General features: G+C 69.8%; 15 protein-coding genes. 11 read left to right on the top strand and 4 right to left on the bottom strand.

The annotated features are described in order from the left end of the window. The 9 genes from AC1RQG_RS20025 to AC1RQG_RS19985 form a co-directional block, all read left to right on the top strand. Positions 1–1,038, top strand: a 1,038-nt coding sequence (locus AC1RQG_RS20025; protein WP_493133899.1) for an ABC transporter substrate-binding protein, incomplete at its 5' end; no start/stop codon positions are given. 117 nt (positions 1,039–1,155) lie between these two features. Further along, positions 1,156–2,292 carry an ABC transporter substrate-binding protein gene (locus tag AC1RQG_RS20020; protein ID WP_493133897.1) on the top strand — a complete coding sequence of 379 codons (1,137 nt, stop codon included), beginning with the start codon at positions 1,156–1,158 and terminating at the stop codon, positions 2,290–2,292. 38 nt (positions 2,293–2,330) lie between these two features. Continuing rightward, positions 2,331–6,809: an EAL domain-containing protein gene (locus AC1RQG_RS20015; protein WP_493133895.1), complete on the top strand. Its 4,479-nt coding sequence runs from the start codon at positions 2,331–2,333 to the stop codon at positions 6,807–6,809. A gap of 423 nt (positions 6,810–7,232) precedes the next feature. Continuing rightward, positions 7,233–9,101 (top strand): thiamine pyrophosphate-binding protein, encoded by a 1,869-nt coding sequence (locus tag AC1RQG_RS20010; RefSeq protein WP_493133893.1) that lies wholly within the window; start codon positions 7,233–7,235, stop codon positions 9,099–9,101. 3 nt (positions 9,102–9,104) lie between these two features. Continuing rightward, complete coding sequence (locus AC1RQG_RS20005; RefSeq protein WP_493133891.1) at positions 9,105–9,902, top strand: SDR family oxidoreductase; 798 nt, start codon at positions 9,105–9,107, stop codon at positions 9,900–9,902. Then, a complete protein-coding gene (locus AC1RQG_RS20000; protein ID WP_493133889.1) occupies positions 9,899–10,723 on the top strand; it encodes a citrate synthase family protein in 825 nt (274 codons plus the stop codon). The genes AC1RQG_RS20005 and AC1RQG_RS20000 overlap by 4 nt, the downstream gene beginning before the upstream one ends. Beyond that, entirely contained in the window at positions 10,720–11,532 is an 813-nt protein-coding gene (locus tag AC1RQG_RS19995) for a citrate synthase family protein (RefSeq protein ID WP_493133887.1), read from the top strand. The genes AC1RQG_RS20000 and AC1RQG_RS19995 overlap by 4 nt, the downstream gene beginning before the upstream one ends. A 71-nt stretch (positions 11,533–11,603) precedes the next feature. Further along, a complete protein-coding gene (locus tag AC1RQG_RS19990) occupies positions 11,604–13,709 on the top strand; it encodes a TonB-dependent receptor plug domain-containing protein (RefSeq protein WP_493133885.1) in 2,106 nt (701 codons plus the stop codon). Positions 13,710–14,042: 333 nt separating this feature from the next. Then, the gene (locus AC1RQG_RS19985) at positions 14,043–15,992 is read left to right on the top strand and encodes a diguanylate cyclase domain-containing protein (RefSeq protein ID WP_493133883.1); all 1,950 of its coding nucleotides are present in this window, start codon (positions 14,043–14,045) and stop codon (positions 15,990–15,992) included. A gap of 10 nt (positions 15,993–16,002) precedes the next feature. On the opposite strand, the gene AC1RQG_RS19980 is transcribed toward AC1RQG_RS19985, so the two are convergent. Beyond that, complete coding sequence (locus tag AC1RQG_RS19980; RefSeq protein ID WP_493133881.1) at positions 16,003–17,202, bottom strand: NnrS family protein; 1,200 nt, start codon at positions 17,200–17,202, stop codon at positions 16,003–16,005. A gap of 292 nt (positions 17,203–17,494) precedes the next feature. Between AC1RQG_RS19980 and AC1RQG_RS19975 the strand changes: the two genes are divergently transcribed. Next, on the top strand, positions 17,495–17,755 hold the full coding sequence (locus AC1RQG_RS19975; RefSeq protein ID WP_493133879.1) for a heavy-metal-associated domain-containing protein: 261 nt from the start codon (positions 17,495–17,497) through the stop codon (positions 17,753–17,755). Positions 17,756–17,890: 135 nt separating this feature from the next. Here AC1RQG_RS19975 and AC1RQG_RS19970 read toward each other — a convergent pair whose 3' ends face one another. The 3 genes from AC1RQG_RS19970 to moaA all read right to left on the bottom strand — a co-directional run bounded on the left by AC1RQG_RS19970 (position 17,891) and on the right by moaA (position 21,717). Beyond that, complete coding sequence (locus AC1RQG_RS19970) at positions 17,891–18,565, bottom strand: response regulator (protein WP_493133877.1); 675 nt, start codon at positions 18,563–18,565, stop codon at positions 17,891–17,893. A gap of 54 nt (positions 18,566–18,619) precedes the next feature. Continuing rightward, positions 18,620–20,563 (bottom strand): type IV pili methyl-accepting chemotaxis transducer N-terminal domain-containing protein, encoded by a 1,944-nt coding sequence (locus tag AC1RQG_RS19965; RefSeq protein WP_493133875.1) that lies wholly within the window; start codon positions 20,561–20,563, stop codon positions 18,620–18,622. A gap of 179 nt (positions 20,564–20,742) precedes the next feature. Then, positions 20,743–21,717 carry a GTP 3',8-cyclase MoaA gene (moaA, locus tag AC1RQG_RS19960; protein WP_493133873.1) on the bottom strand — a complete coding sequence of 325 codons (975 nt, stop codon included), beginning with the start codon at positions 21,715–21,717 and terminating at the stop codon, positions 20,743–20,745. A 230-nt stretch (positions 21,718–21,947) separates the two neighbouring features. On the opposite strand from moaA, the gene AC1RQG_RS19955 reads away from it, so the two are divergent. Continuing rightward, positions 21,948–26,288: a DUF4214 domain-containing protein gene (locus AC1RQG_RS19955; RefSeq protein WP_493133871.1), complete on the top strand. Its 4,341-nt coding sequence runs from the start codon at positions 21,948–21,950 to the stop codon at positions 26,286–26,288. The last annotated feature ends 55 nt before the right edge of the window (positions 26,289–26,343 follow it).

Genomic DNA, 26,343 nt, shown 5'->3' with positions numbered 1-26,343 from the left:
ACAGTTTTTTCTCGGGGGTGCGGAGGTGGGGAGAAGAGACAGCTGCTGGCCGGCGCGCTGGCGCTGGCCGCCCCCGCCGCCCGCGCCGACCGCCTGCCCGACAACCTGGCCGCGCGCGGCGTGCACGGCGACGCGCTGGCGCAGGCCGGCGAGCCGGCCCGGCGCCCGCACGTGGCGGCCGGCACGCTGGCCGTGCTGTACCCGGACATCGGCGAACCCTACCGCAAAGTGTTCACGGAGATCCTCGAGGGCATCGAAGACCAGGCCCAGGCCCGGGTGCACGGCTACCCGGTGGCCGCCAGCGCCGACCCGGCCGAATTGCAGTCGACCCTGAAAAACAACGGTTGCCGGGTCGTCATCGCGCTCGGCCGGCAGGGCTTGAAGACGGCCAGCGGCCTCGATCTGCCGCTGGGGATGGTGGTGGGCGGCGTCAGTTCCGTGCCCGAGGCCGACAAGCTGAACGGCATCAGCCTCACGCCCGACCCCGCCCTGCTGTTCTCCCACCTGCGGGGCCTGCTGCCGGGCGTGCGGCGCGTGATCGTGGTCTACAATCCGCGCCACAACGAACCGCTGATGAAGCTGGCGCGCGAGGCGGCCCGGGCCCAGGGGCTGGAGCTGCAGACGCTGGAGGCGACCGACCTGGCCGGCGCCGTGCGCCGCTACGAGACGGCCCTGGCCGGCGCCGACGGCCGGCGCGACGCCATCTGGCTGCCGCCCGACCCGCTCACCGTGGACGAGGCCGTGATCATGCCCATGGTGCTGCGCGAGTCGTGGAATCGCAACATCGCGCTGTTTTCCAGCAGCGTCCTGCACGTGCGCAAAGGCGCGCTGTTCGCCCTCTACCCCAACAATTTCGAACTGGGCCGCGACCTGGCCACGCTGGCCCTGGCGCGCCTGAACGGCGACCCGGCGCGGCGCGGCGTGGCGCCGTTGCGGGCCGTGCGCGCGGCGCTGAACACCCGCAGCGCCAGCCACATGGGGTTGAATATTTCCGCTAGCCAACAGCGTAGTTTTGATGCACTATTTCCCGAACCTTAAACGTGCCATGTTGCTCATGTTTTTTGGCAACAAATTTCCTTTAGTTTAACTAGCATCAGCATATATACTACGGCGTACCTTGGTCCCACGTTGCATGGGACGGCAACCGACAGCTGAATGAACAACATCAATTTCCCCGCCGGCCGCCGCGTGCGCGCCTGCATCGCCCTGCTGCTGGCCCTGGCCGGCGCGGGCGCGACGGGCCAGGCCGGCGCCCAGCGCGCCGGGCAGCCCTCCATCGTCGACCTGCCCGGCGCCCACGTCCATTCCGACGTCGGCGCCCTGATCGACCGCATCGAGTCGGGCAACGTGCCGGCGCCCTACCGTTCCGTCACCCTGGCCCAGCTCGAGGACCAGCTGCGCCGGCCCGAGCTGCAGGCCTCGATCGGCAAGGGCGGCACCATCGCGGTGCTGTACCCGAACGTGGAGGAGCCGTTCCGCTCGGCCTTCGTCAGCATGATCCAGGGCATCGAGGAGCGCACCAAGCTGCACGTGCGCAGCTATCCGGTCGACCCGAAGGTGGACACGGCCGACCTGAACAACACGCTCAAGCGCAACGGCACGCGCGTCGTGATCGCGCTGGGCCGCCAGGGCCTGAACGCGACGGCCGGTCTGGACAAGGAGATCACGGTGCTGGCCGGCGGCGTGCTGTTGCTGTCGGACGCAGACAACGTGGCCGGCATCAGCATGACGCCCGACCCGGCCCTGCTGTTCGCGCGCCTGCGGGCGCTGCTGCCCGAGCTCAAGCGCGTGATCGTGGTCTACAACCCGCAGAAATCGGAGTGGCTGATCAAGCTGGCGCGCGAGGCGGCCCGCGCCCAGGGGCTGGAGTTGTCGACCCACGTGGCCGGCGACCTGGCCCGCGCGGCCCAGCTCTATCCGCAGCTGATCGCGGCCGCCGACAACCGCCACGACGCCGTCTGGCTGCCGCACGACACCACCACCGTGGAGGAGGGCACGATCCTGCCGCTGGTGCTGCGCGAATCGTGGAACAGCGGCGTGCCGCTGTTCTCGAGCAACGCGCTGCACGTCAAGAAGGGCGCGCTGTTCGCCATGGTGCCCAACAACGTGGAACTGGGCCGCACGCTCGGCGGTTCGGCGCTGGGCGTGATCGCCGGCGACAACCGGCGGCGCAGCCTGACGCCGCTGCGCGAACTGCAGACGGCCATCAACGTGCGCACGGCCAGCCACATCGGCCTGAACCTGGGCTCGCGCCAGCAGCGCAGCTTCGACTTCGTCTATCCCCAGCCGTGAAACGCTAGCCTCCCCTTCGACTCCTGAGCACGGTTAATATGTTTCGTCATTACTTACGCCGCACCGGATTCCAGCATCAACTGACCGTCATCGTCTCGGCCGCCATCCTGGTGCTGGCGCTGTTCTCGTCGTTCATGAACTCGTGGGAGGCGCGCTCGCGCATGCGTGAGCACTTCATCGGCCAGGGCCAGCGCGTGGCCGAGAACCTGGCCCGCCAGAGCACGCTCGCGCTGCTGTTCCACTCGCCCGAGAACGCGCGCGACGTGGTCAGCGCCACGCTCGCCTTCCCCGACGTGGTGGGGGTGCAGATCAGCGACGCGCGCCACAAGGTGCTGCTGTCCAAGGTGCAGGGCGGCGCCACGCTGGACGCGGCGGCCGGCCGCGGCGCCAGCCCGGCCCACCCGGACCTGGTCAGCGAGACCGCGGACGCGTGGCTGTTCGCCGCCCCCGTGTTCGGCGGCCAGGCCGAGGCCTCGCCGTTCGAGCTGCAGGAGCGCCAGCCGCAGTTGCTCGGCTACGTGCACGTGCAGTTCGGCAAGGGCACGCTGCAGCGGCTGACGCTGTCGCTGTTGCTGGGCAACCTGGCCATCAGCCTGTCGTTCGCCGTGATCCTGCTGCTGCTGGTGCGCCTGCTCACGCGCCACATGATCAATCCGCTCAACGCGCTGTCGACCCTGATGCGGCGCGCCGAGGCCGGCGAATCGGGCATGCGCGCCAAGCCGGCCGGGCCGCGCGACCTGATCGAGATGGGCCAGACCTTCAACAAGATGATGAACGTGCTCGAACAGCGCGAGGCCGAACTGATGGACTCGCGCGACGCGGCCGTCAACATGGCGCAGATGAAGGCGCAGTTCGCCGCCACCGTCAGCCACGAGGTGCGCACCCCGCTCAACGGCGTGGTCGGCATGCTCGACATGCTCAAGGAGATGCGCCTCAACCAACGCCAGCAGGAATGCGTGGACGTGGCCTGGAACTCCTCGCGCACGCTGATCGATCTGATCAACAACATCCTCGACTACTCGAAGATGGAGGCCGGCAAGCTGGCGCTGGAGGAGGTCGACTTCGACCTGCGCACGCTGCTCGAGGAGGTGGTGGAGCTGGTGGCCCGCCCGGCCCAGCAGAAAGGGGTGGAGATCGCCTACCTGCTGGACGCGGCCGTCCCGGCCCGCATCACGGGCGACGCGCTGCGGCTGCGCCAGATCCTCATCAACCTGCTCGGCAACGCCGTCAAGTTCACCGAGCACGGCGAGGTCGCGCTCAGCGTCACGCCGGCCGACGTCGGCGACGGCGCCGGCCTGCGCTTCGAGGTGCGCGACAGCGGCATCGGCATGAGCCTGGACGTGCAGCGCCACCTGTTCGAATCGTATGTGCAGCCCGACCCGTCCACCACGCGCCGCTACGGCGGCACGGGCCTGGGCCTGGCCATCTGCAAACAGCTGGTGGGCCTGCTGGGCGGCCAGATCGGCGTGACCAGCGTGCCGGGCGCCGGCACCACCTTCGTGTTCACCGTGCGCTGCCGGCCCGCCGCCGCCCAGCCGGCCGCGCCGGCCGACGCCGCGCTGGCCGGCGTGCCGGTGCTGGTGGTCGACGGCAGCGAACTGGTGCGCACCTTCCTGCGCCAGGCGCTCGAACGCCACGGCGTGCGCTGCCAGGCCACGGCGTCGGGCGGCGCGGCGCTGGGCGAATTGAAGGCGGCGGCGGCCGCCGGCCACCATTACCGCGCCGTGATCCTCGACATGGCCGCCACCGACGACGAGGGGGCCGACCTGGCCGGGCGCATCGAGGCCGCCGGCCTGGGCGCGCAACTGCTGGTGCTGGACCGCTTCGGCCCGCCGGCCGGCGGCACCACCATCGGCGGCCACGCCACGCTGGGCAAGCCGCTGCGCCAGGAGCGCCTGCTGGCGGCCCTGCGCACGCTGCTGGCCGGCCGGCCCGCGCCCGAGCCGCAGCAACTGAGCCACGCCGGCCCGCCGCCGGCGCGCCAGTTCCGCGTGCTGGTGGCCGAGGACAACCGCACCAACCAGATGGTGGCGGCCGGCATGCTGGCCATGAACGGCTGCGTGTGCGAATTCGCCGCCAACGGCCGCGAAGCCGTGCAGGCGGCCCAGCGCGGCCAGTACGACTTGATCCTGATGGATTGCAGCATGCCGGAGATGGACGGCTACGAGGCGACGGCCCACATCCGGCTGGCCGAGGAGGCTCAGGGCCGGCGCACGCCGCTGGTGGCGATGACGGCCAACACCCAGCGCGGCGACGCCGAGAAATGCCTGGCCGCCGGCATGGACGACTACCTGGCCAAGCCCATCACCCTGATCGAGCTGCGCCACAAGCTGGAGAAATGGCTGCCGCACGGGACCGACGCGGCGGCCCACGCCGGCGCGCCCGCGCCCGCGCCGGCGGCCGGCGCCGAGGCCGAGGCCGAACGCGAGCGCCAGGCCGGCGCCGACCCGGCGTCCGCGTCCCCGGTCGACCCCGAGGTGTTCGACAAGCTGCGCGACATCCTGGGCGCCACCCTGCCGCACGCCATCACCCCGTTCCTGGAGGACGCGCCCGCCAGCCTCGACGAGCTGGAACAGGCCGTCCACGGCGGCGACATCGAGACGGCCCGGGCCCGCGCGCACGCGCTCAAGGGCTCGTCGGGCAACCTGGGCGCGAGCGAGCTGGCGCAATTGGCGGCGCAGGCCGAACAACTGGCCATCGCCCACAAGGTGGCCGAGATCGAACCGCTGCTGCCGCGCCTGCACGCCAGCTACCAGCAGGTGGCCGACTTCCTGCACGCCCAGCTGGGCGGCGCCACGGCCGTCGGCGCGCTGGGCGACGAGGACATGCCGCAGGTGCTGGTGGTCGACGACGACCGCAGCACCCGCAGCACGCTGCGCTACACGCTGCAGCGCGACGGCTTCCGGGTCGAGGAGGCGGCCGACGGCGCCCAGGCGCTGGCCATGCTCAAGCGCTTCCAGCCCGACGTGATCCTGATGGACGCCGTGATGCCGGTGATGGATGGCTTCACGGCCTGCGCCCGCATGCAGGAGCTGCCGGGCGGCAGCGGCATCCCGGTGCTGATGATCACGGCGCTGCAGGACAACTCCTCGGTCGAGCGCGCGTTCGCGGCCGGCGCCAGCGACTACATCCCCAAGCCGATCCACTACGCCGTGCTGTCGCAGCGCGTGCGCCGCATCATCGAGGGCAACCGGGCCGAGAAGCGCATCCGCCACCTGGCCTTCAACGACCTGCTGACCGGCCTGCCCAACCGCACCCTGTTCTTCGACCTGCTGGGCCAGAGCGTCGAGGCGGCCGGCGCCGCCGGCGGCCAGGTGGCCGTGCTGTTCATGGACCTGGACCGCTTCAAGTACGTCAACGACAACCTCGGCCACGACGTCGGCGACCGCCTGCTGCAGGCCGTGGCCCAGCGCGTGCGCCACAGCGTGCGCAACGTGGACACCGTGGCCCGCCTCGGCGGCGACGAATTCACCGTGGTGCTGAGCGACCTCGATGGCCCGGGCGCGGCCGCCGCCGCCGCCCACAACATCTGCCGCATGCTGGCCACCCCGTTCCAGATCGACGGCCACGACATCTTCGTCACCAGCAGCGTGGGCATCGCCATGTATCCGCACGACGGCGCCGACGTGGCCACGCTGGTCAAGCACGCCGACAGCGCCATGTACCGCGCCAAGAAGACCAACACCGGCTTCCAGTTCTACGAGGCGTCGATGGAGCAGTCGATCTCCGAGCACGTGCGGCTCGAGAGCGACCTGCGGCGCGCGCTGGAGCTGGACCAGCTGGAAGTGTATTACCAGCCGCAGTCCAACATCGCCACCGGCCAGATCGTGGCCATGGAGGCGCTGGTGCGCTGGCACCACCCGCAGCGCGGCATGGTGTCGCCGGCCGAGTTCATCCCGCTGGCCGAGGAGACCGGCATCATCAAGCCGCTGGGCGACTGGGTGCTGCGCACCGCCTGCGCCCAGCTCAAGGCCTGGCACAGCGAGGGCCTGCCGCCGCTGCGCGTGGCCGTCAACCTGTCGGTGCGCCAGCTGCTGCAGAAGGATTTCTCGCGCGCGGTGGAGGCGGTGCTGGCCGACACCGGCCTCGCGCCCCACCTGCTGGAGCTGGAGATCACCGAGAGCACGCTGATGGAGAACGCGCAGGACACGCTGACGGCGCTGCACCGCCTGCGCTCGCTGGGCGTGCGCCTGTCGATCGACGATTTCGGCACCGGCTACTCGTCGCTGTCCTACCTCAAGCGCTTCCCGGTCGACATCATCAAGATCGACCGCTCGTTCGTGCGCGACGTGCCGCAGGACGCCGACGACGCGGCCATCGTCACGGCCATCATCGCCCTGGCCCACAGCCTGCGGCTGGAGGTGGTGGCCGAGGGCGTGGAGACGGCGGCCCAGCTGCACTTCCTGCAGGCGCGCCATTGCGACCTGCTGCAGGGCTATCATCTGAGCCCGGCCATCCCGGCCGCCCAGTTCGCGGCCCTGATCCGCCAGCACGAAGCCGGCGCCGTGCGCGCCTGACGCGGTCCCGCGCCGCCCGCCGGCGCGGCCGTCCGCCCCCACAGTCCACCGCCTCCCCCGTCACCGCCCGCCAGCCGGCCCAGCTTTGCCCGGCCGGCGCGCCCCAGGCGCGTCCGGTCGCGGCTTTCCGCGCCTTGCCGCGTCGCCCCCCCCTCCCGCCACGTCCGCCCCTCCCGCGCGCCGATAGTTGCAATTGCGCGACAGGCACGCGCATGCTGCACCGCACTATGAAAAACCTGTTTTTTCAATAGTTCAACTAGAATAACTCTCCTAAATTCTCACAGAATGTCACAAATCCTTTGTTTTTACGCTATCATTGCGTCTTGGAATTATTCGTTACTTCGAAACAAATGTAGTTGCTGTATCGCTATTTCATGTCGGCTCACCCGGATAGCCGATATCGCCTATTCAAAGGAGCTTTACATGTTTGACGCAGTTGAGTTTGAGCAACAAAAGACCGTCCCCGCCCGCCGCCCCCTCGCCACCGCCCCCCTGCGCAGCGCCGAACCGATGGACATGGCCGACCTGCTGGTGGCCTACCTGGAACAGCTGGAAATCGACTATGTGTTCGGCATTCCCGGCGGCGCCATCGAGCCGCTGTACAACGCGATCGCCCGCAACCAAAGGCGCGGCGGCCGTCTGAGCCACATCGTCGCGCGCCACGAGGCCGGCGCCGCCTTCATGGCCGACGGCTATGCCCGCGAGACCGGCAAGATCGGCGTGTGCGTGGCCACCTCGGGTCCCGGCGCCACCAACCTGATCACGGCCGTGGCCACCTCCTACGCCAACGGCGTGCCGATGCTGGTGATCACCGGCCAGCCCGCCCTGCCCTCGTTCGGCAAGCACACCTTGCAGGAATCGACCTGCACCGGCATCGACGTGATGGGCATGCTGCGCCCCTGCACACGTTACAATTCGCTGGTCTCGCATCCGCTGCAATTGGAGTGGAAATTGCTTACCGCACTGCAGCATGCGACCCGCGCGCCGCGCGGTCCCGTGCACCTGAGCGTGCCGGTCGACGTGTTCCGCGCGCCCAGCATGCAAAGCGCGCCGGCCTACGACCTGCCGGCCCTGCTGCGCCCGTCCGCGCTGGTCGACAGCCAGGCCGTGGAGACCCTGCGCAGCATGATGGCGGCCTGCCGCAACGTGGTGCTGCTGATCGGCGGCGACTGCGGCGACGCCATCCACCCCATCCTGCAGTTCGCGGCCCTGAAGGGCGCCACCTTCGTCACCACGCCCGACGGCAAGGGACTGGTCAGTCCCCAGCATCCGCTGTACCGCGGCGTGTTCGGTTTCGCCGGCCACGCGTCGGCCGAGGCGGCGCTGCGCGATCCGTCCGTCGACCTGATCCTGGCCGTCGGCGCCAGCATGGGCGAATGGAACACGGGCGGCTGGAACGACAGCCTGCTCAACGAACGGCTGGTGCACATCGACGAATCGGAGGAGCACCTGGCACGCACGCCGATGGCGCGCTTCCACATGCGCGGCAACCTGCGCTCCATCTTCGACTGCCTGGTCGAGCGCATCCTCGCGCACCGCCAGCAGGCCGACGTGGCGGTCGAGCGGCGCGTGGCCGCGCGCGAGCTGGCCGCCCTCAGCTGGGACCCGGAATCGCTGCTGGCCGCGCCGGCCGCCTTCCACAGCGAAGCCACGCCGATCAAACCGCAGCGCCTGATGCACGACCTGGGCCGGCTGTTCCCGCCCGCCACGCGCTACCTGGCCGACGCCGGCAACAGCGTGGCTTGGGCCACCCACTACCTGCAGCCGCGCGACCGCCGGATGGCCGGCGGCGAACGCGCCCACGCGGCGGGCGGCGACCAGCGCGCCTGCAACGGCGGCTGGCTGCGCCTGACCACCCACTTCGCGCCCATGGCCTGGGCCATCGGCGCGGCCGTGGGCACGGCGGCCGGCAACCAGAACGCGCCCGTGGTCTGCATCACGGGCGACGGCAGCATGCTGATGAGCGGCCAGGAGATCTCGGTGGCCGTGGCCGAGCAGTTGTGCGTGGTGTTCGTGGTGCTGAACGACCGCGCGCTGGGCATGGTCAAGCACGGCCAGCGCCTGGGCGGCGCCGAGCAGATCGGCTACGCGCTGCCGCCGACCGACTTCGCCATGCTGGCCCGTTCGCTGGGCGGACGCGCCCACACCATCCATTCGCCGGCCGACATGGCGGCGCTCGACATCAAGGCCATCTGCAACTACCCCGGCCCCACGCTGCTCGACGTCCACATCGACCCCGAGGAAGTGCCGCCGATGAACAGCCGTCTGCGCGTGCTGCAGGAAGGGGTGTAAGCGATGGGCAAGGCGGAATTGTTTCTGGCCGACGGCCTGCAGGCGCAGGCGCACGGCAAACTGGCCGGCAAGGTGGCGCTGATCACGGGCGGCACCAGCGGCATCGGCCTGGCCAGCGCCCGGCTGTTCCAGGCCCACGGCGCGCAGGTGGCCATCACCGGCCGCAGCCCGGACGGCCTGGCGCGGGCCGGCGCCGCGCTCGACGGGCAGGCGCTGGTGCTGCGCAGCGACGCGGGCAGTCTGGACGAGATCGACGCCGTGATGGCCGCCGTCAAGCGGCGCTATGGCCGGCTCGACGTGTTGTTCATCAACGCCGGCGTGGCCAGCCCGGCGCCCATCGAGCAGGTCGACGAGGCCGGCTTCGACGAGCAGATCGGCGTCAACCTGAAGGGGGTGTTCTTCACCATCCAGAAGGCGCTGCCGCTGTTCGACGGCCCGGCCAGCGTGATCGTCACCACCTCGATCACCAACCGCCTCGGCTCGCCCCATTTCAGCGTGTATGGCGCGGCCAAGGCCGCCCTGCGCTCGCTGGTCAAGTCGCTGGGGCTGGAACTCATCGGACGCGGCGTGCGCGTCAACGCCATCAGCCCCGGCCCCATCGACACCGCGATGTTCGACCGCCTCGGCCTGTCCGACGCCGTGGCGGCGGCCAAGAAGCAGGCCATCGCGGCCAAGTCGCCCAGCGGCCGATTCGGCAGCGCCGACGAGGTGGCCAAGGCCGCCCTGTTCCTGGCCAGCGCCGACGCGTCCTACATGGTGGGCGAGGAGATCGTCGTCGATGGGGGGATGAGCCTGCTATGACCGCGACCGCGCCCCGGCCCGACGCGGCCGACCTGATCCACACCCGCATCTGGCACGAGACGCCGGAACCGGACAATCCCTTCGCCACCCGCAACGCGCTGTGCCGCGGCTACGACGTGTTCGGCCAACTGGTCGGCCGCGCGCGCTGGGTCGAGATGCTGTACCTGCTGCTGCGCGACGAGCAGGCGCCGCCGTCGGCGCTGGCCATGCTGGAGGCGCTGGCCGTGGCGCTGGCCAACCCCGGCCCGCGCGACGCCTCGGTGCACGCGGCCATGTGCGGCGCCGTCGGCGGCTCGACGGCCGCCGCCAGCCTGATCGCGGCGCTGTCGGTGGGCGCCGGCCGCCACGGCGGCGCGCGCGACGTGTACGACGCCATGGTGCTGTGGCAGACGTGCGGCCCCGACCTGGCCGCCTGGCGCCAGCACCAGCGGGACCAGGCGGACGCGCCCATCGAGCCGTGGCCGCGCAGCGCGCGCCTGCCCGGCTTCGACCCGCACGGCACCTCGACGCCGACCGTGGTGCGGCAATTGCTGGCCACCCTGGTCACGCTGGGCGGCGACAACGGCCACGGCTACACCGGCTGGCTGCTGCAACAGCTCGATCATCTGCCGGCGCTGGCCGGCCTGCCGCTGGCCATCAGCGGCGTGGCCGCCGCCGCCCTGTGCGACCTCGGTCTGTCGCCCGACGAGGGCGAGATGCTGTACCTGCTGCTGCGCCTGCCCGGCGCGGCCGCGCACGCGCTGGAACAGAAGCACGGCGGTTTCAAGCGCTTCCCCTTCTATCCGGTCGAGCTGGCCGCCCACGACGCGGAGGCCGCATGACCGGCCCCGACCTGCTGCGCGAACACGCCGGGCGCCTGGCCACCGGCGTGGGCGCCTGCTACCCCGGCAGCCACGCCATCTTCCGCGGCCACGACCTGCACCGCGACCTGCGCGAACTGGACTGGGTGGACCTGTACGTGTTCGGCATCACGGGCCGGCGCCTGACCCCGGCCCAGGTGGCCATGCTGCACGCGATCTGGGTCTGCACCAGCTATCCGGACGCGCGCCTATGGAACAACCGCGTGGCGGCGCTGGCCGGCAGCGCGCGCAGCAGCGCCAACCTCGGCATCGTGGCCGCGCTGGCCGTGTCGGAGGCCACCGTGTACGGCGGCCAGGCCGGCATGCGCGCCATCGCCTTCCTGCAGGCGATGCGCGCGGCCGTGGACGGCGGCGCGGCGCTGGCGCCGCTGGTGCTGGCCGAGGCCAGGGCCCGGCGCGTGTACGGCTACGGCCGCCCGATCCACGCGACCGACGAGCGCTTGCCGTGGATCATGGAACTGGCCCGCGAACACGGTCTGGCCGACGGTCCGCACGTGCGGCTGGCGTTCGAGGTCGAGAAAGTGTTGCTTCCGCACTACCCACAGTTGCGTATGAACTACGCTTCCTTGCATGCGGCCCTGATCGCCGACATGGGCCTGTCGGCGCGCGAATACCAGTTGCTGCGCATCCCCACTTTCCTCGCAGGCATGCCGCCTTGCGTGGTGGAAGCGGCGGAAAAGCCCGAGGGCGTGCTGTTCGCCACGCCCTGCGACGCGGTCGCCTACGCCGGTCTGGCGCGCCGTCCGTGGCCCGGCGCCGCCATCGGATGATGCATATTTTGAACATTTGCCGATGGGGGCACGCTACAATGCAAAAAATCATCACCACAGGAGACACGATTTTGAAGTCGTCGCATGCGTACCGTTTCTGCCTGGCAGCCGCCCTGACCGTTCCCGTTGCCCTGGCCCACGCGCAACCGTCCAGCGAGGAAGAGGAATTGACGCTGGTGTACGGCGACAACGACAGCGTCAGCATCGCCACCGGCAACGTGCAGGCCCTGCGCCGCGCGCCGTCCGTGGCCTCGGTGATCACGGCGGCCGACATCGCCGCCATGGGCGCGACCGACCTCGACCAGGTGCTGGAGACGGTGCCCGGCATCCACGTGGCCCGCAGCGCCAACAACTATTCGCCGCTGTATGTGGTGCGCGGCATCTTCAGCGCCTACCTGCCGCAGCTGCTGGTGATGCAGAACGGCGTGCCCATCACCACCATCTACCAGGGCAACAAGGGCAACCTGTGGGGCGGCTATCCGGTCGAGCACATCGCCCGCATCGAGATCATCCGCGGCCCCGGCTCGGCCCTGTACGGCTCGGACGCCTTCTCCGGCGTGATCAACATCATCACCAAGAGCCCGGCCGAGGTGGCCGGCACGGAGATCGGCGCCCGCGTGGGCGCCTTCCACACCTACGACGGCTGGCTGCAGCACGGCGGCAAGGCCGGTCCGGTGGACGTGGCCGCCTTCGTGCGCGTCGGCCAGACGGACGGCTTCAAGAGCATCATCGACGCCGACGCCCAGACCCGCAACGACCTCCTGTTCGGCACCCACGCCAGCTACGCGCCGGGTCCCGTCAACGTCGGCAACAAGGCGGTCGACGCCAACCTCGAACTGGGCCTGGACAAGTGGAAGGCCCGCTTCGGCTACAAGCTGCGCGACGACCTGGGCACGGGCGCCGGCATCGCCTCGGCGCTCGACCCCGTGGGCAAGCAGAAGAGCGAACGCATCACGACCGGCCTGAGCTGGGCCGATCCGCAGTTCCGTCCCGACTGGGGCCTGGGCGCCAGCATCAACACGCTGCAGTACATGCAGCAGATCCCGGTCGACTTCCAGCTGCTGCCGCCGGGCACGGTGCTGCCGAGCGGCGCCTTCCCCGACGGCATGCTGGGCGGGCCCGACACCACCGAACGCCAGGTGCGGCTGGCCGCCTACGCCGACTACAGCGGCGTGGACCGCCACCGCGTGCGGATCGGCCTCGGCCACGACGACCTCAATATGTACCACACGCACGAGACGCGCAACTTCACCTACGCGCCCAACGGCATGCCGATCCCGCTGCCGGCCGTGGTCGATTTCTCCGACACCAACCCCTTCATCTTCCCGCAGCACCGCCGGCTCGACTATGTGTACCTGCAGGATGAATGGAACTTCGCCAAGGACTGGAACCTGACGGCCGGCGTGCGCCACGACCGCTACTCGGACGCCGGCGGCACCACCAATCCGCGCCTGGCGCTGGTGTGGGACGCCACGTTCGACCTGACGGCCAAGCTGCTCTACGGCCGCGCGTTCCGGGCGCCCTCGTTCAACGAGAGCTACAGCATCACCAACCCCGTCGCGCTGGGCAACCCCAACCTGCGGCCGGAGACCAACGGCACGGCCGAGGCCTCGCTGGCCTGGCAGGCGCGCGCCGACGCCCAGGTCAACGCCACCTTCTACCGCTACGACATGCGCGACATCATCCGCACCGTGCCCAACGCGGTGGCCGGCACCGGCGCCACCTACGCCAACACGGGCGACCAGACCGGCCACGGCCTGGAGCTGGAATCGAGCTGGACGGTGAACCGCGATCTGCGCCTGCTGGGCAACTACGCGTGGCAGAAGTCGACCGACCTGGCCACCGGCCGCGACGCCGGCTACGCGCCGCACCACCACCTGTTCGGCCGCGCCGACTGGCAGGTGGCCGGCGCCTACCTGCTCAGCACGCAGCTGAACTGGGTGGCCGACCGCCACCGCGCGGCCGGCGACACGCGCGTCCCCATCGCCGACTACAAGACGGTGGACCTGAGCCTGTCGACGCGCCATGGCCGCGAGCAGTGGAACTTCACGCTCTCGGTGCGCAACCTGTTCGACGCCGACGTGCGCGAGCCGAGCCTGGCGCCCGGCGTGGCGCTGCCCCACGACCTGCCGATGGCGCCGCGCGCGCTGTCGCTGCAAGCCGTCTACAAACTGTAAGCCATCCGGGGCGGCCCGCGCCGCCCCGCCTCCCGCCCGGACCCGGTTCCGGGCGCCGGCACGCCGCACCGCCCCACTGCCCCACCGCCGGCCGCCCCCGCCATGCGCCGGCCCCCCGCGCCACAGCCCCGCCAGGCCGCCACTGTTACAATTTCGCCCACGACCGGCCCCTGAAGTCAATCCGCGCGCCGAAAATCATTGTGTCCAGTACAATTCAACAGTACGATTGATGCTTGCAATGCAATAATAGTTTCTATGATCCAACATCGTCGCGCCCGGCATGCCGGGCCGCGCGGTGACAGGCGCCGGCCCGCCGGCGCTGAAAGGAGCAAGATGGCCGCGTCATCCCCGTCCTCGCCCGACCGTCCGCACCCCGGTCAGGCGCACCGCCTTGGGCACGGCGCCGGCGCGCTGCGGCTGCAGTTCGCCGTGTTCATGCTGGTGGCGCTGGCCGCGCTGTGGGGTTTCGCGCTGGTCGCGCTGGACCGGCGCGAACAACTGGACACGGCCAGCGCCGAGGTCGAGATGCGGGCGCTGGCCCAGGCCTACGCGGAGAACTCGCTGTCGACCATCAAACGCATCGACATGATCCTGCTGGAACTGGCCCGCACCTGGACCTTGCGCCCCGATGAATTCGCGGCCGACATCGCCCGCCACCAGCAGGACCTGGACGACGTGGCGCTGCAGGTGGCCGTGGCCGACAAGGACGGCCTGATGGTGTACTCGTCGATCCAGCGCATCCAGGAGCGGGTCAGCCTGGCCGACCGCGAACACTTCAAGGTCCAGCAGCAGGCCAGCGCCAGCCGGCTGTTCATCAGCAAGCCCGTGCTGGGGCGGGTGTCGGGCAAATGGTCGCTGCAGTTCACCCGCCCGCTGCTGCGCGACGGCCGGTTCGACGGCGTGATCATCATCTCCGTGGCGCCGGAGTTGTTCAGCCGTTTCTACGACACCCTGTCCATGGGCCGCCGCGGCGTGACGCTGATGGTGCGCGACAGCGGCGAGATCATGGCGCGCGCGCCCGACTGGCGCGAGTACATGGGCCGCAGCCTGCCCACGGCACCCTACCTGGCGCCCGGCGCCGCGCCGCAGGGCAATTTCCGGCGCGTGGCCGTGCTCGACGGCGTGCCGCGTCTGTACGGCTACCGCAAGCTGCCCCAGTTCCAGCTGACCTTCGTGGCCGCCCTGCCGCTCGATGAGATCCTGGCCGGCGTCCAGCGCCAGCGCCAGGCCACGTTCGCGACCATGGCGGCCACCACGCTGGTGCTGGCGGCCATGGGCTGGCTGATCCTGCGCAGCGTGCGCGCGCGTGAGCGGGCCGAGCGCGCGCTGCGCGACGCCAATCGCGAACTGTCGCTGGCCGGCAGCGTGTTCCGGCATACGATGGATGCCGTCATGGTGACTGAGATCGACGGCACCATCGTCTCCGTGAACCCGGCCTTCACGGCCGTCACCGGCTACGAGGCGGCGGAAGTGGTGGGCCACACGCCCCGGCTGCTGCGCTCGGGCCGGCACGACGCCACCTTCTACCGCGCCCTGTTCGAGCAAGTGGCGAGCACCGGACACTGGCGCGGCGAAATCTGGAACCGGCGCAAGGACGGCCAGTCGTATCTGGAGTGGATCAGCATCTCGCTGGTGCGCGACGAGCGCGGCAAGCCGCTGCGTTACGTGAGCGTATCGAACGATGTGACGGAATTGCGGGCCGGCGACGCCCATCTGCGCCATCTGGCCTTCCATGATCCGCTCACGGGCCTGCCCAACCGCGCCCTGCTGCTCGACCGCATGAGTCAGGGCATCAGCGTGGCCGAGCGCGACGGGCGCGGCATGGGCGTGATGTTCATCGATCTGGACCGCTTCAAGCCCATCAACGACACCCTGGGCCACGACGTCGGCGACCAGCTGTTGCAGCAGGTGGCCCAGCGCCTGAGCCAGGCCGTGCGCCATTCGGACACGGTGGCCCGCATCGGCGGCGATGAATTCGTGATCCTGCTGGAACAGGTGGACGACGGCGTCACCTACGTCAACCTGGCCGAGAAGCTACTGTCGAGCCTAAGCCGGCCCATGGTGCTGGGAGCCCACACGCTGGAGGTGGGCGCCTCGATCGGCATCGCCAGCTACCCGGGCGACGGCGCCGACGCGACCACCCTGCTCAAACATGCCGATGCGGCCATGTATGTGTCCAAGGCCAGCGGCCGCGGCGCCTACCACTTCTACCACCCCGGCATGGCGATCGGCTCGGTGCAGCGGGCGCCGCCAGAGGCGCCGGCGCCGGACGCCGCCGCTTGAATCGCCGAAATCAGCCGGCCGCGCCGTCGACCCGGGCGCTGCCCAGGTACGGCAGGTACACGATCACGTAGGCCACGAAGGCCAGCGTCCAGCAGCCGGCGCTCAGCAGCAGCGCCGCGTCGCGCAGGCCGTCGGTGGCCAGCGCGGCGGCCACGCGCACCAGCGCGCCGGTCTGGATCAGCGCGAACATGGCGAACTCGGCGCGTCCGGCCTTGAGCGGACGGCCCGTGTGGCCCAGCGTGGTGCGCGTGATCATGCCGATGATCAGGCCCGTCATGGAACCGACCGTCAGCGCGTGGAAGGCGGCGCTGGTGGGCAGCCAGCCGAGGGCGGCGCCGGCCAGCAGGAAGCAGCCCACGCCGATCCACGCGTACGCCAGGTGCAGCACCCACAGCAGCGGCACATGCCACACCTTGTGCGGCTGCCAGCCGGCCAGGCGCACCAGCACCAGGGCGCCGGCGGCCAGCGCCAGCGGCGCCGTCAGCCAGCCCGGCAGGCCGGCCACCCAGGCCAGGCTGGTGGCGGCCAGCAGGCCCAGCGAGATACGGTCGCGCAGCGGGCGCACCAGCGGGTCGGTGCCGGGCGCGCCGTTGCGGGTGAACATCGGCAGCACGCGGGTGGCGATGGCCGACTCCATCACCACCACCACCAGGATGGCGGCCCGCACCGGCACGGCCTGGGCCAGCCCCAGCACGCCCAGCGTGGCCAGGTGGTACAGGCCGTTGGCCACGGCCAGCAGGCTCAGCAGGCCAACCAGGAAGTAGTTGCGCTTGTTGTTGGACTGGCGCATCACGCGCCACAGCGGCCAGGTGGCCAGCGGCAGGAACAGCCAGTCGACCACGGCCGCCACGGGCGCGGGCGCCCACAGCATGGCCAGCCGGCCGGCCAGCCACAACGCGGCCAGCGCCGCCAGATGGCCGCGCACGGGCGTCCACAGGCCGGTCCAGTTGCGCGCCGCCGTGAACAGGAAGCCGATCACCACGGCCGTCACCATGCCGAACACCATCTCGTGCATGTGCCAGCCCATGTCGATGCGGGCCGCGTGCAGCCAGCCGAAATACTGGGCGATCCACAGCGGGATGCTGAGCGCGGCGAACATGGCCGCCAGCAGGTAGAACGGACGGAAGCCCATCCGCCACAGCGGATGGGCCATTTGCCACGGCGCCGGCGTGCTGGCCGGCAGGGGTTCGTCGATGTGTAACAGGCTCATAGTCGATACTCGCAGATGCTAAGGTTGCGGGCCGCCGGCCCCGAAGGTCCGCCCGCGCGGCCAGCCTCCCTTTTGCAGACTGGCCCGCACATTGTGTGCGCGGGCGCAAGCCTTGTGAAGACAGGGCGCGCGAGCGGATGATATGCATCAAGGAAAACAAATTTACCGGCCGCAACGCCCGTTCGCGTATCGACGCGGCGCGCCAGTTCCCTTACGCTACAACTTCCCGACGGCGCCACGGTCAACCACATCGTCCGCGACGTCCCCTGATTTCTTATGAAGGAAGTTCGCCATGCAAAACGCTACTTTGAAAATCGACGGCATGAACGGTGAAGCCTGCGCCGACCTCGTCACGCTCGTACTCAACAACATCACCGGCGTCAGCGACGTGCGCGTGTCGCTGCTCAACAGCGAGGCCAGCCTCAAGTTCGACGAGCGCCACACGTCGCAGCCCTACCTGATCAACAGCCTGGCCCGCGCCGGCTACACGGCCCGCTCCGGCGCGCAGGCCGAAAAATCCGGTGGTTGCTGCGGCGGCTGCTGCGGCGGTTAAACCATGCCCATCGTCGTTCCCGCGCAGGCGGGAACCCATGCCACGCCAGCGCTGTAGTGACGCTGGCGTTCCATGGCTACCCGCTGCCGCGGGTACGACGGGCAAGATTCCCGCTGTTCCGCCCTTCCCCCCTGCCTACCGCTCGCCGCCGGCACCCAGCAAACGGTGCTCGACGGCGAACACGGCCGCCTGCACGCGGCTGCTCAGCTTCAGCTTCTTCAGCACATTCTGCACGTGGATCTTGACCGTGCTCTCGGCCAGGTCCAGCGAACGGGCGATCAGCTTGTTGCTCTCGCCGCGCGCCAGGCAGGCCAGGATCTCCTTCTCGCGCGGCGTCAGCTTGTCGATCTCCGACGCCACCGGCGCCTCGCCGCCGCCATGCAGCTGGGCCACCAGCTTGGCCGTCATGGCCTCGGCCACCACCGTCTCGCCGGCCGCCGCGCGCCGGATCGCCCGCGTCAGGTACTCGGCGTCGATGTTCTTCAGCAGATAGCCGGAGGCGCCGGCCTTGAGCGCCACCGACAGGTCGTGCGCATCCTCGGACACGGTCAGCATCACGACGGCGCTGTCCGGGCAGTCCTGCAACAGCAGCTGCAGCGTCTCCACGCCCGACATGCCGGGCATGTTCAGGTCCAGCAGGATCACCTGGGGCTTGAGCTGCTGCGCCCGCTTGATGCCCTCCACCCCGTCGGCCGCCTCGCCCACCACGGCGAACTCCGGGTTGCGCTGCAGCAGCAGCCGTATGCCGCTGCGGAACAGGGTGTGGTCGTCCACCAGCAGGACGGTGATCGGGTTGCTGCTTGCTTCCATTGTGGCTTTGCCTCTCTGTGTTGAATCTCTCGGTGTCATGGATCCGGTGCGCGCTCAGGCCGCGCGGCGCTGCTGGCGCGGCAGGCGCAGCGTGACCGTGGTGCCGCCGCCGACCACGGAGCTGACGGCCAGCTGGGCGTGGATACGCTGCGCGCGCTCGCGCATGATGTGGATGCCGACATGGCTCTCGCCCTTGCCGGGCAGCGATTCCGTGTCGAAGCCGGCGCCGTTGTCGCTGATGCTGAGCACGAAGTCGTACTGGTCCTGCAGCCGCACCTCGACCCGGCTCGCCATCGCGTGCTTGCGCACGTTCGACAGCGCCTCCTGCACGATGAACAGCAATTGTAGCTGCTGTTCGCGGGGGAACGGCGCACCGTCGCTGTCGGCCACCAGCACCGCCTCGATGCCGCTCTGGCGCTGGAACTTGTCGATGGTCGTCTTCAGCGACGCCACCAGGTTGCCCTGCTCGAGCTTGGTGCGGAAATTGTGCAGCAGTTCGCGCACGTCCTGGTAGCTCTCCTCCACCCCCGTGCGCAGCAGCGGCACGATCTCGGCCACGTCGCCGAACTGCTGGGCCTGCACCGACTGGTCCAGCATCTGCACCTGCAGGTTGAGGAAGTTCAGGCCCTGGGCGATGCTGTCGTGCAGGCCCTGGGCCACCAGGTTGCGCTCCTCCGAGATGGCCATCTCGCGCTCGCGCGCGGCCAGGCGCTGGTTCTCGATCGCCGTGCCCAGCAACTGGCCCAGCGTCTCCAGCAGGGCCGTCTCGCGCTGGTTGAACGACACGGGCTTGCGGAAGTGCAGGTTGAAGAAGCCCAGGTGCTGGCGCTGCGCGTAGATGTGGAACACGGAGACGGTGATGAAGCCGTCGCGGTGGCATTGCAGCGTGTGGTTGTCGTCGAGGCGGCGCAGGTCGTGCACCACGGCGATCTTCTTGGCCACGGCCTCGCCGCACAGGCAGTCGCCCACCTTCAGGCAATGCTCGGTCTGCACCAGCTGGTCGGAGATGCCATGGTGGACCAGCATGTGCAGGTTGCCGCGGATGGGGTCGAGCACGCGCACCGAGCCGCCGTCGGCGTGGAAGTAGGCGCTGATGCGCTTCAGGAAGCCGTCGCACATGGACTCGGCCGGCTGCGGCTGCTGCAGGAAGGCGGCGCTGTCGTACAACAGGGCCAGCTCGCGGTTCTGGTCCTCCAGCGCCGCCGTCTTGGTCTGGACCAGCTGCTCGAGGTTGCCGTACAGGCCCTGCAGCTTGTCGGCCATCAGGTTGAAGCCCTGCGCCAGCTGGCCGAACTCATCCTGGGTGTCGACCGCCAGCCGCACCTCGAAGTCCTGCTCGCGCATGCGGTCCATGCCCTCCTGCAGGCTGGTGACGGGATTGACGATCAGGTTGAACATCAGGTAGATGATGCTGACCGTGCCCACCATGGCCAGCCCCAGCAGCAGCAGCTGCGACGCGCGCAGCCAGAACGTGCGCTGTTCGCTGTCCTGCTCGATCAGCTGCACCAGGCCGTTGACCTGGACCACGAAGCGTTCGGCCTGGGTGTGGAAGGTGCGCGCGTCGGCCGCGCGCACGTCCTCGCGCGCCAGCAGCGCCAGCGCGGCCGGCTGCACCGTGTCGTGCCAGCGCTGGTTGACGGTGGCGAAGGCGTCGCGGATGGTGGACGACGGCGGCAGGAACAGCGGCCGCTGCGGATCGCCCTGGCGCAGCTGCTGCAGGGTCTGCTCGATGGCCGCCAGCTGGTAGCGCGCCTCGTCGCGCGCGGCGGCGCGGCCCTCGGTGTCGGCCAGCTCGCCCACCACGAAGCTGAGCCGGTAGCTGTTCATGCGCAGGCTGCCGGTCACGTTGATGGCGGCCGCGCTGCCTTCGAGCTGCCAGGACAGGAACAGCGTCGAGCCGATCACCATCAGCGCCACGGCCAGAAAACTGAGCAGCACGCCCACGATCTTGGTCGACAGCTTCTGCCAGGCGGCGAACAGGTGCGGGGTGCCCATCATCGTTGTCCTTCGCGCGCGCACGACCAAGCGCCCGGAGCGCGATGCGCCCGGGCCCGGCCCTGGTCCACAGTCTGTTTCATTCCATCTCCTCTATCGGCACGGCCGCCATCGCGGCGGGCCCGGCCAAGTATACACGCGCTCTTGTTTCCTGATCTCCCGTACGCGCCTGTCAATCCCCCTCAGCCGCCCGTCTGCGACATGAAGCGGATGATCTTTTCCGGCTGGCGGCCGAAATCATGCTGCTGCGGTTTCAGTTCGATCGCTGCGCGGATCGCCTGCTCCAGCTCCGCGTCGCTGGCGCCGCCGCGCAGCAGCGGGCGCAGCTCGAATTTCTCCTCCTGGCCCAGGCACAGGTACAAGGTGCCGTCCACGGCCAGCCGCACCCGGTTGCAGGTGGCGCAGAAATGCTGCGACATGGGCGTGATGAAGCCGATGCTGCTGCGCCCGTCCGGCGTGGCCAGGTAGCGGGCCGGCCCGCCGCCCAGCTCCAGCGCCTGCGGCACCAGGCCGAACTTCTCGCGCAGGTGGCGCTGCACCGTCTCCAACCCCAGGTAGGACGCGTCCTTGCCGGTGGCGCCCATCGGCATGACCTCGATCAGGCGCAGCACGAACGCGTGTTCGAGGCAGAACTCCACCATCGCGTCGATCTCCTGGTCGTTCACGCCGCGCATGGCCACCATGTTGATCTTGATGGGCGCGAAGCCGACCTCCTTGGCCGCCTGCAGGCCGGCCAGGATCTGCGGCAGGCTGTCGCGGCCCGTGATGCGGGCCATGCAGTCGCGGTCCAGCGAATCGAGGCTGACGTTGATGCGGCTCACGCCGGCCGCCTTGAGCGCGCCCGCGTGGCGCGCCAGCTGGGTGGCGTTGGTCGACAGCGACAGGTCCTGCAGGCCCGGCAAGGCCGACAGGCGGCTGGCCAGCTGCGGCAGGTGGCGGCGCATCAGCGGCTCGCCGCCCGTCAGGCGCACCCGGCGCGTGCCGAGCCGGGCGAAGGCGCCCACCACCCGTTCCAGCTCATCGAAGCTCAGCCAGTCGGGCGGATCCTCGAAACCCTTGAAATCCTTGGGCATGCAATACGTGCAGCGCAGGTCGCAACGGTCCGTCACGGAGACGCGCAGGTAGTCGATGGACCGACCAAAGCGGTCGCTTAGCATCGCAAACTCCCATTCATGATCAATGGAGAAATTGTAGCGGTCCGCCCCGCGTTTGCCGATGGCCATGACGACTTAGGCGCCCTAGTCCATAAGCACTAGTTTTATCAAGTTGGCATGCAAAATTGTCTTACATCATTGCAATAAGTTGCATAATAATATATTATTTACTGCAGGCAATACCACGCCCCCTTGCGCATCCGCGCGCAAGCCGTTCATCCAAGGAGCTTCGTTTGACCCCAACCGCCACCACCGACTGGATTTCCGCCCTCGCCGACAACGGCGTGCGCGACGACCTGGCCAACGCCGCCACCGATGGTGCGCTCAGCTACAACGAGGCGCTGCGCGTGCTCAACGACACCGCCGCCGATGGCACTTTCACGGCGGCCGAGTTCCAGGCGCTGCAGACGGTGGCGGGCCATCTCAACAACGGCGTGGCGGCCACCAGCTACGTGGCCAACATCTTCACCCAACTGGTGCAGGGCAACCCGGCCAATATCGCCTGGCACGGCGGCAGTGCGAACTCGGCGACACTGGGCAACCTGCGCGCCGACAGCAGCGTCACCCAGCTCAACGAACTGATCTCGAAATGGTTCCTGGGCACCGACATGCCCGACCCGACCCTGGTGCCGGACAACAAGAGCACGGTCGTCACCCAGCCCCATTACGCGACCGCCAGCGGCCTGCTGTTTGGCGCGGATGGCGCCGCCGCGATCGGCGATGTGGCCCAGGGCTCGCTGGGCGACTGCGTCGTCTGCGCCAGCCTGATCGAAATGGTCAACAACCACCGCGACCTGCTCCGGTCCATGATCGTGGACAACGGCAATGGCAGCTACGGCGTGCGCTTTTACCTGGGCGGCAATGAAGTCTGGGTCACGGTGGACCGCGAGCTGCCGGTCGACGCTTACGGCAAGCAGGTCTACGCCCGCGACGCGCTGAATCAGGACAAGTCGCTGTGGGTGCCGCTGCTGGAAAAAGCCTACGCGCAACTGAGCGAGACGGGCCAGGTGGGCCATCCGTCCGTCAACAGCTACGAGAACATCGACGGCAACATCAGCAGCATCGTGCTGCCCGCCATGAACAATGCCAGTGTCACCTACTACCGCACGTCCGACAGCGACTGGGCCAGCCGCAAAGCGACGCTGGTGCAGGCGCTGGCCGAGCACCGCGACGTGATCCTGGAGACGGCCAAGAGCGCGTCCGACACCTACAGCAACAGCGGCATGATCGAGCTGGTCGGCTGGCACGCGTTCGCGGTGCTGGGCTACGACGGCAACACCGACAAGTTCATCGTGCGCAATCCCTGGGGCGACAACTACAGCGACCAGAACTGGACCGCCCAGTTCGAAATATCGATGGACCAGATGGCCGCCGAGGGCGGCGCCGTGGCCGTCGCCACGTCGACGTCGCTGCCGGCGATCCAGGCCCTCACCGCCACGCAGCAACTGAGCCTGGCGGCCTCGGTGGCCGTGGCGCCGCTGTTCACCGTCTTCAATCCCGACGCGCTCACGGTCAGCCGCTACCTGTTCCACGCGGCCGGCAGCGGCAGGCTCGAGCTGCATGGCGCCGTCAACCTGGCCACGCCCGAACAAACCGCGGCCGGCGACGTGGTGGTCGCCGCCACCGACCTGGCCAAGCTGCAGTTCACCGCGCCGGCCACGGACGGCAAGGGCGTGCTGTCGATCCAGGCCTTGCTGGGCCAGCAATGGAGCGCGGCGGCCAACATCGAATGGATCTTCGACGACACCGGCGCCGACACCATCACCGTGCCCAAAGCGCACCTGAGCGCCAGCGCCGGCGAGAACGTCAGCATCGCCAGCCTGTTCCAGCTCGACGGCGCCAACGACAGCCGGGTGTACTACGAGGTGCTGCTGCCCGACAACGGCAGCACGCTCGACCTGCATGGCGCCCACAACCTGTGGAACAATGCCAAACCGGGCCAGTACGAGATCTACGGGGCCGACCTGGCCCTGGTCACCTACCGGATGCCGAATAGCGCCGGCGCGGTCAAGCTGCAGGTCAACGCCTACCATGGCGGCGGCTGGGGCGCGATCCAGGACGTCACCATCGATGTCGGCGTCAGCGACGTCGCCCATGCGCTGCAAGCCTATGCCAACGGCCAGTTCGCCACCATCGGCAGCGTGGCCGACCACGGCGACGCCATCTTCAGCAACTTCGACGGCCTGCGCACGCTGCTGCGCGCCGGCACGCTCGACACGATCCGGGTCAGCGACGACGTCGCGCAAGTGCACAGCCTCACCGGGGAGCAGTTCGACGCCTGGCGCGGCGTGTACGCCGCCATGACGGGCAACTACAGCTTGCGGCTGACGGACGCCGCGGCGCAGGACGCCGGCGCGCTAAGCACCACCTGGCTCGGCTACCTGGACGCGGCCAGCTTCCGTGGCAGCGCGGCCGACATCGCCGCCAATCTCGACGCCCTGCAGACGCTGGCCGCCGCCGGCAAGCTGAGCAGCATCACGCTGACCGACAGCGCGCCGGTACTGGCCATCACCGGCACCCAGATGGCCGCCGACAGCGCCGCCCTGAAGCTGATCGCCGGCGACTACCATGTGGCGGTGCAGGACAGCGTGGCCGCCGTGCTGGCGGCCAGCGCCAGCAGCGCCGTCGCCCTGAGCTACACGATCAGCGACAGCGCGGCCCACGTCAACGCCAGTCTCGATGCGCTGCAGGCGCTGGCGGCGGCCGGCAAACTGTCGGCCATCGCGCTGACCGACAGCGGCGCCACCCTGACCCTCAGCGCCGCCCAGTTGCATGGCGACGGCGACGCGCTGGCCAGGCTGGCGGGCGACTACACGCTGGCCGTGACCGGCGCCCACGCGGCTGACGCGGCCACGCTGGCCCCCCACTACCCACAAGCGGACTTCACCATCCGCGACAGCGCGGCCCAGGTGCAGGCCAACCTGGCCGCGCTGCAGGCGCTGGCCGCGCAGGGCCGCTTGTCGGGCCTGACGCTGAGCGACGGCGGCACGCCGGTGCTGAACCTGACACCATCCGAGCTGGTGGACAATGGCGCCCTGCTGCGCGCCATCGGCAGCCCGTACCAGCTCGCCGTGGCCGGCGTCAGCGCCGCCGCGGCCCGCTTCGTGCTGCAGCAGGACGCCATGCGCGGCGCCGACGTCCAGTTCTATCCGTCGGCCGATGGCCGCGCGGCGGCCGGCCAGGCCAACACCGTCATCGGCTTCCAGAACGCCACGCTGGGCCAGGGCCACCACGCCGTCGTGCTCGACGGCGCGCGCGACCACTACGCCGTGCGCCTCGACAGCAGCGGCCAGCTGGAACTGAAGAACATCGCCGCCGGCGACGCCGACTACAACAAGAGCGTGGCCATCCACGGCGCCGCCTACATCGTCTTCAACGGCGCGGCGACGGACGCCGGCGGCAATTACCCGAATATGTACTTCGTCGCCGACGCCCACAACGCGGCCGTGGCCGAACTGTACGTCGCCGCGCTGGGCCGCCTGCCTGACCTCGGTGGCCTGGAATACTGGGAGGCCATCCGCGGCGGCGGCGCGGGGCTGGCCGACATCGCGGCCTCGTTCATCGCCTCGCACGAATTCCAGCTGCGCTTCCCGGCCGCCGCCAGCCCCGCCGACCAGGGTGGCGCGGCCGACCAGGCCTTCGTGACCGCGCTGTACCAGAACGTGCTGCACCGCGCGCCCGACGCCGGCGGCCTCCACTACTGGCTGGACCGCCTGTCCAACGGCGGCAGCCGGGCCGACGTGCTGGTATCGTTCGCACTCAGCCCCGAGGACGAGAGCAACACCCATGCCGCGCCGGGCCACCAGAATGGCTGGCTGATCGACACCAACCAGGGCGGCTACGCCGACAGCGCCACCCTGCTGCCGGCCACCACGGTGCTCAGCCAGGGTCTGGCCAACGGCTACCTGAACACGGGACTGATCGCCGCCGCCACCATCGGCACGGGCGTGGCGGCCGGCGGCATTAGCCTGGCCGGCCATACGCTGACGTTGGCGCAAGGCGTGACGGCGCAAAGCATCGTGCTGTCCTCGACGGTCGACCAGCTGGCCGGACATGGCGACGACAACCAGATCTACAGCGGTGGCCACGCCACCATCGCCATCGACGGCACCGGCAACACGGTCCACATGAACGGCGCCGACCACCTGGACCTGCTCGATGGCAGCGACACCCTGGTGATCAATTTCGCGCCCGGCGGCGGCGCCACGCTGCACCTGGCCCAGGGCCAGCCGACCCTGCTCAGCGCAACGGCCAGCCGGATCGACGGCGCCGCGCTCAACGCCGGCCTGGGCTATGTGATCCAGGTGGGCAGCCTGGGCGACGGCAGCGCGGGCGCGGCGGCGGCCGCCATCAACGCCGCGTACGCGGCGGCCGGCACGGCGGCCGGGCACATCACCTTCATCGGCCAGGACAGCGGCGGCAACATGGAAGCGTGGCGCTTCGGCGCCGGCGCCACCGGCGCCACCACGGCCGACGCCAATGGCAACCACCAGGTCGACGCCCGCGAACTGGTGCACCTGGCCACGCTGGTCGGCGTCAACGCCGCCCAGCTCCACGCCACCGACCTGGCCTGATCGCCCCAAAAGCAAACCGGGGTCAGGTCATACCAATTGGCAAGATGCGCGCATC

Source organism: Rugamonas sp. GW822-FHT03B10 (genome assembly GCF_058801745.1).
This window is presented reverse-complemented; position numbering and strand designations above follow the sequence as displayed.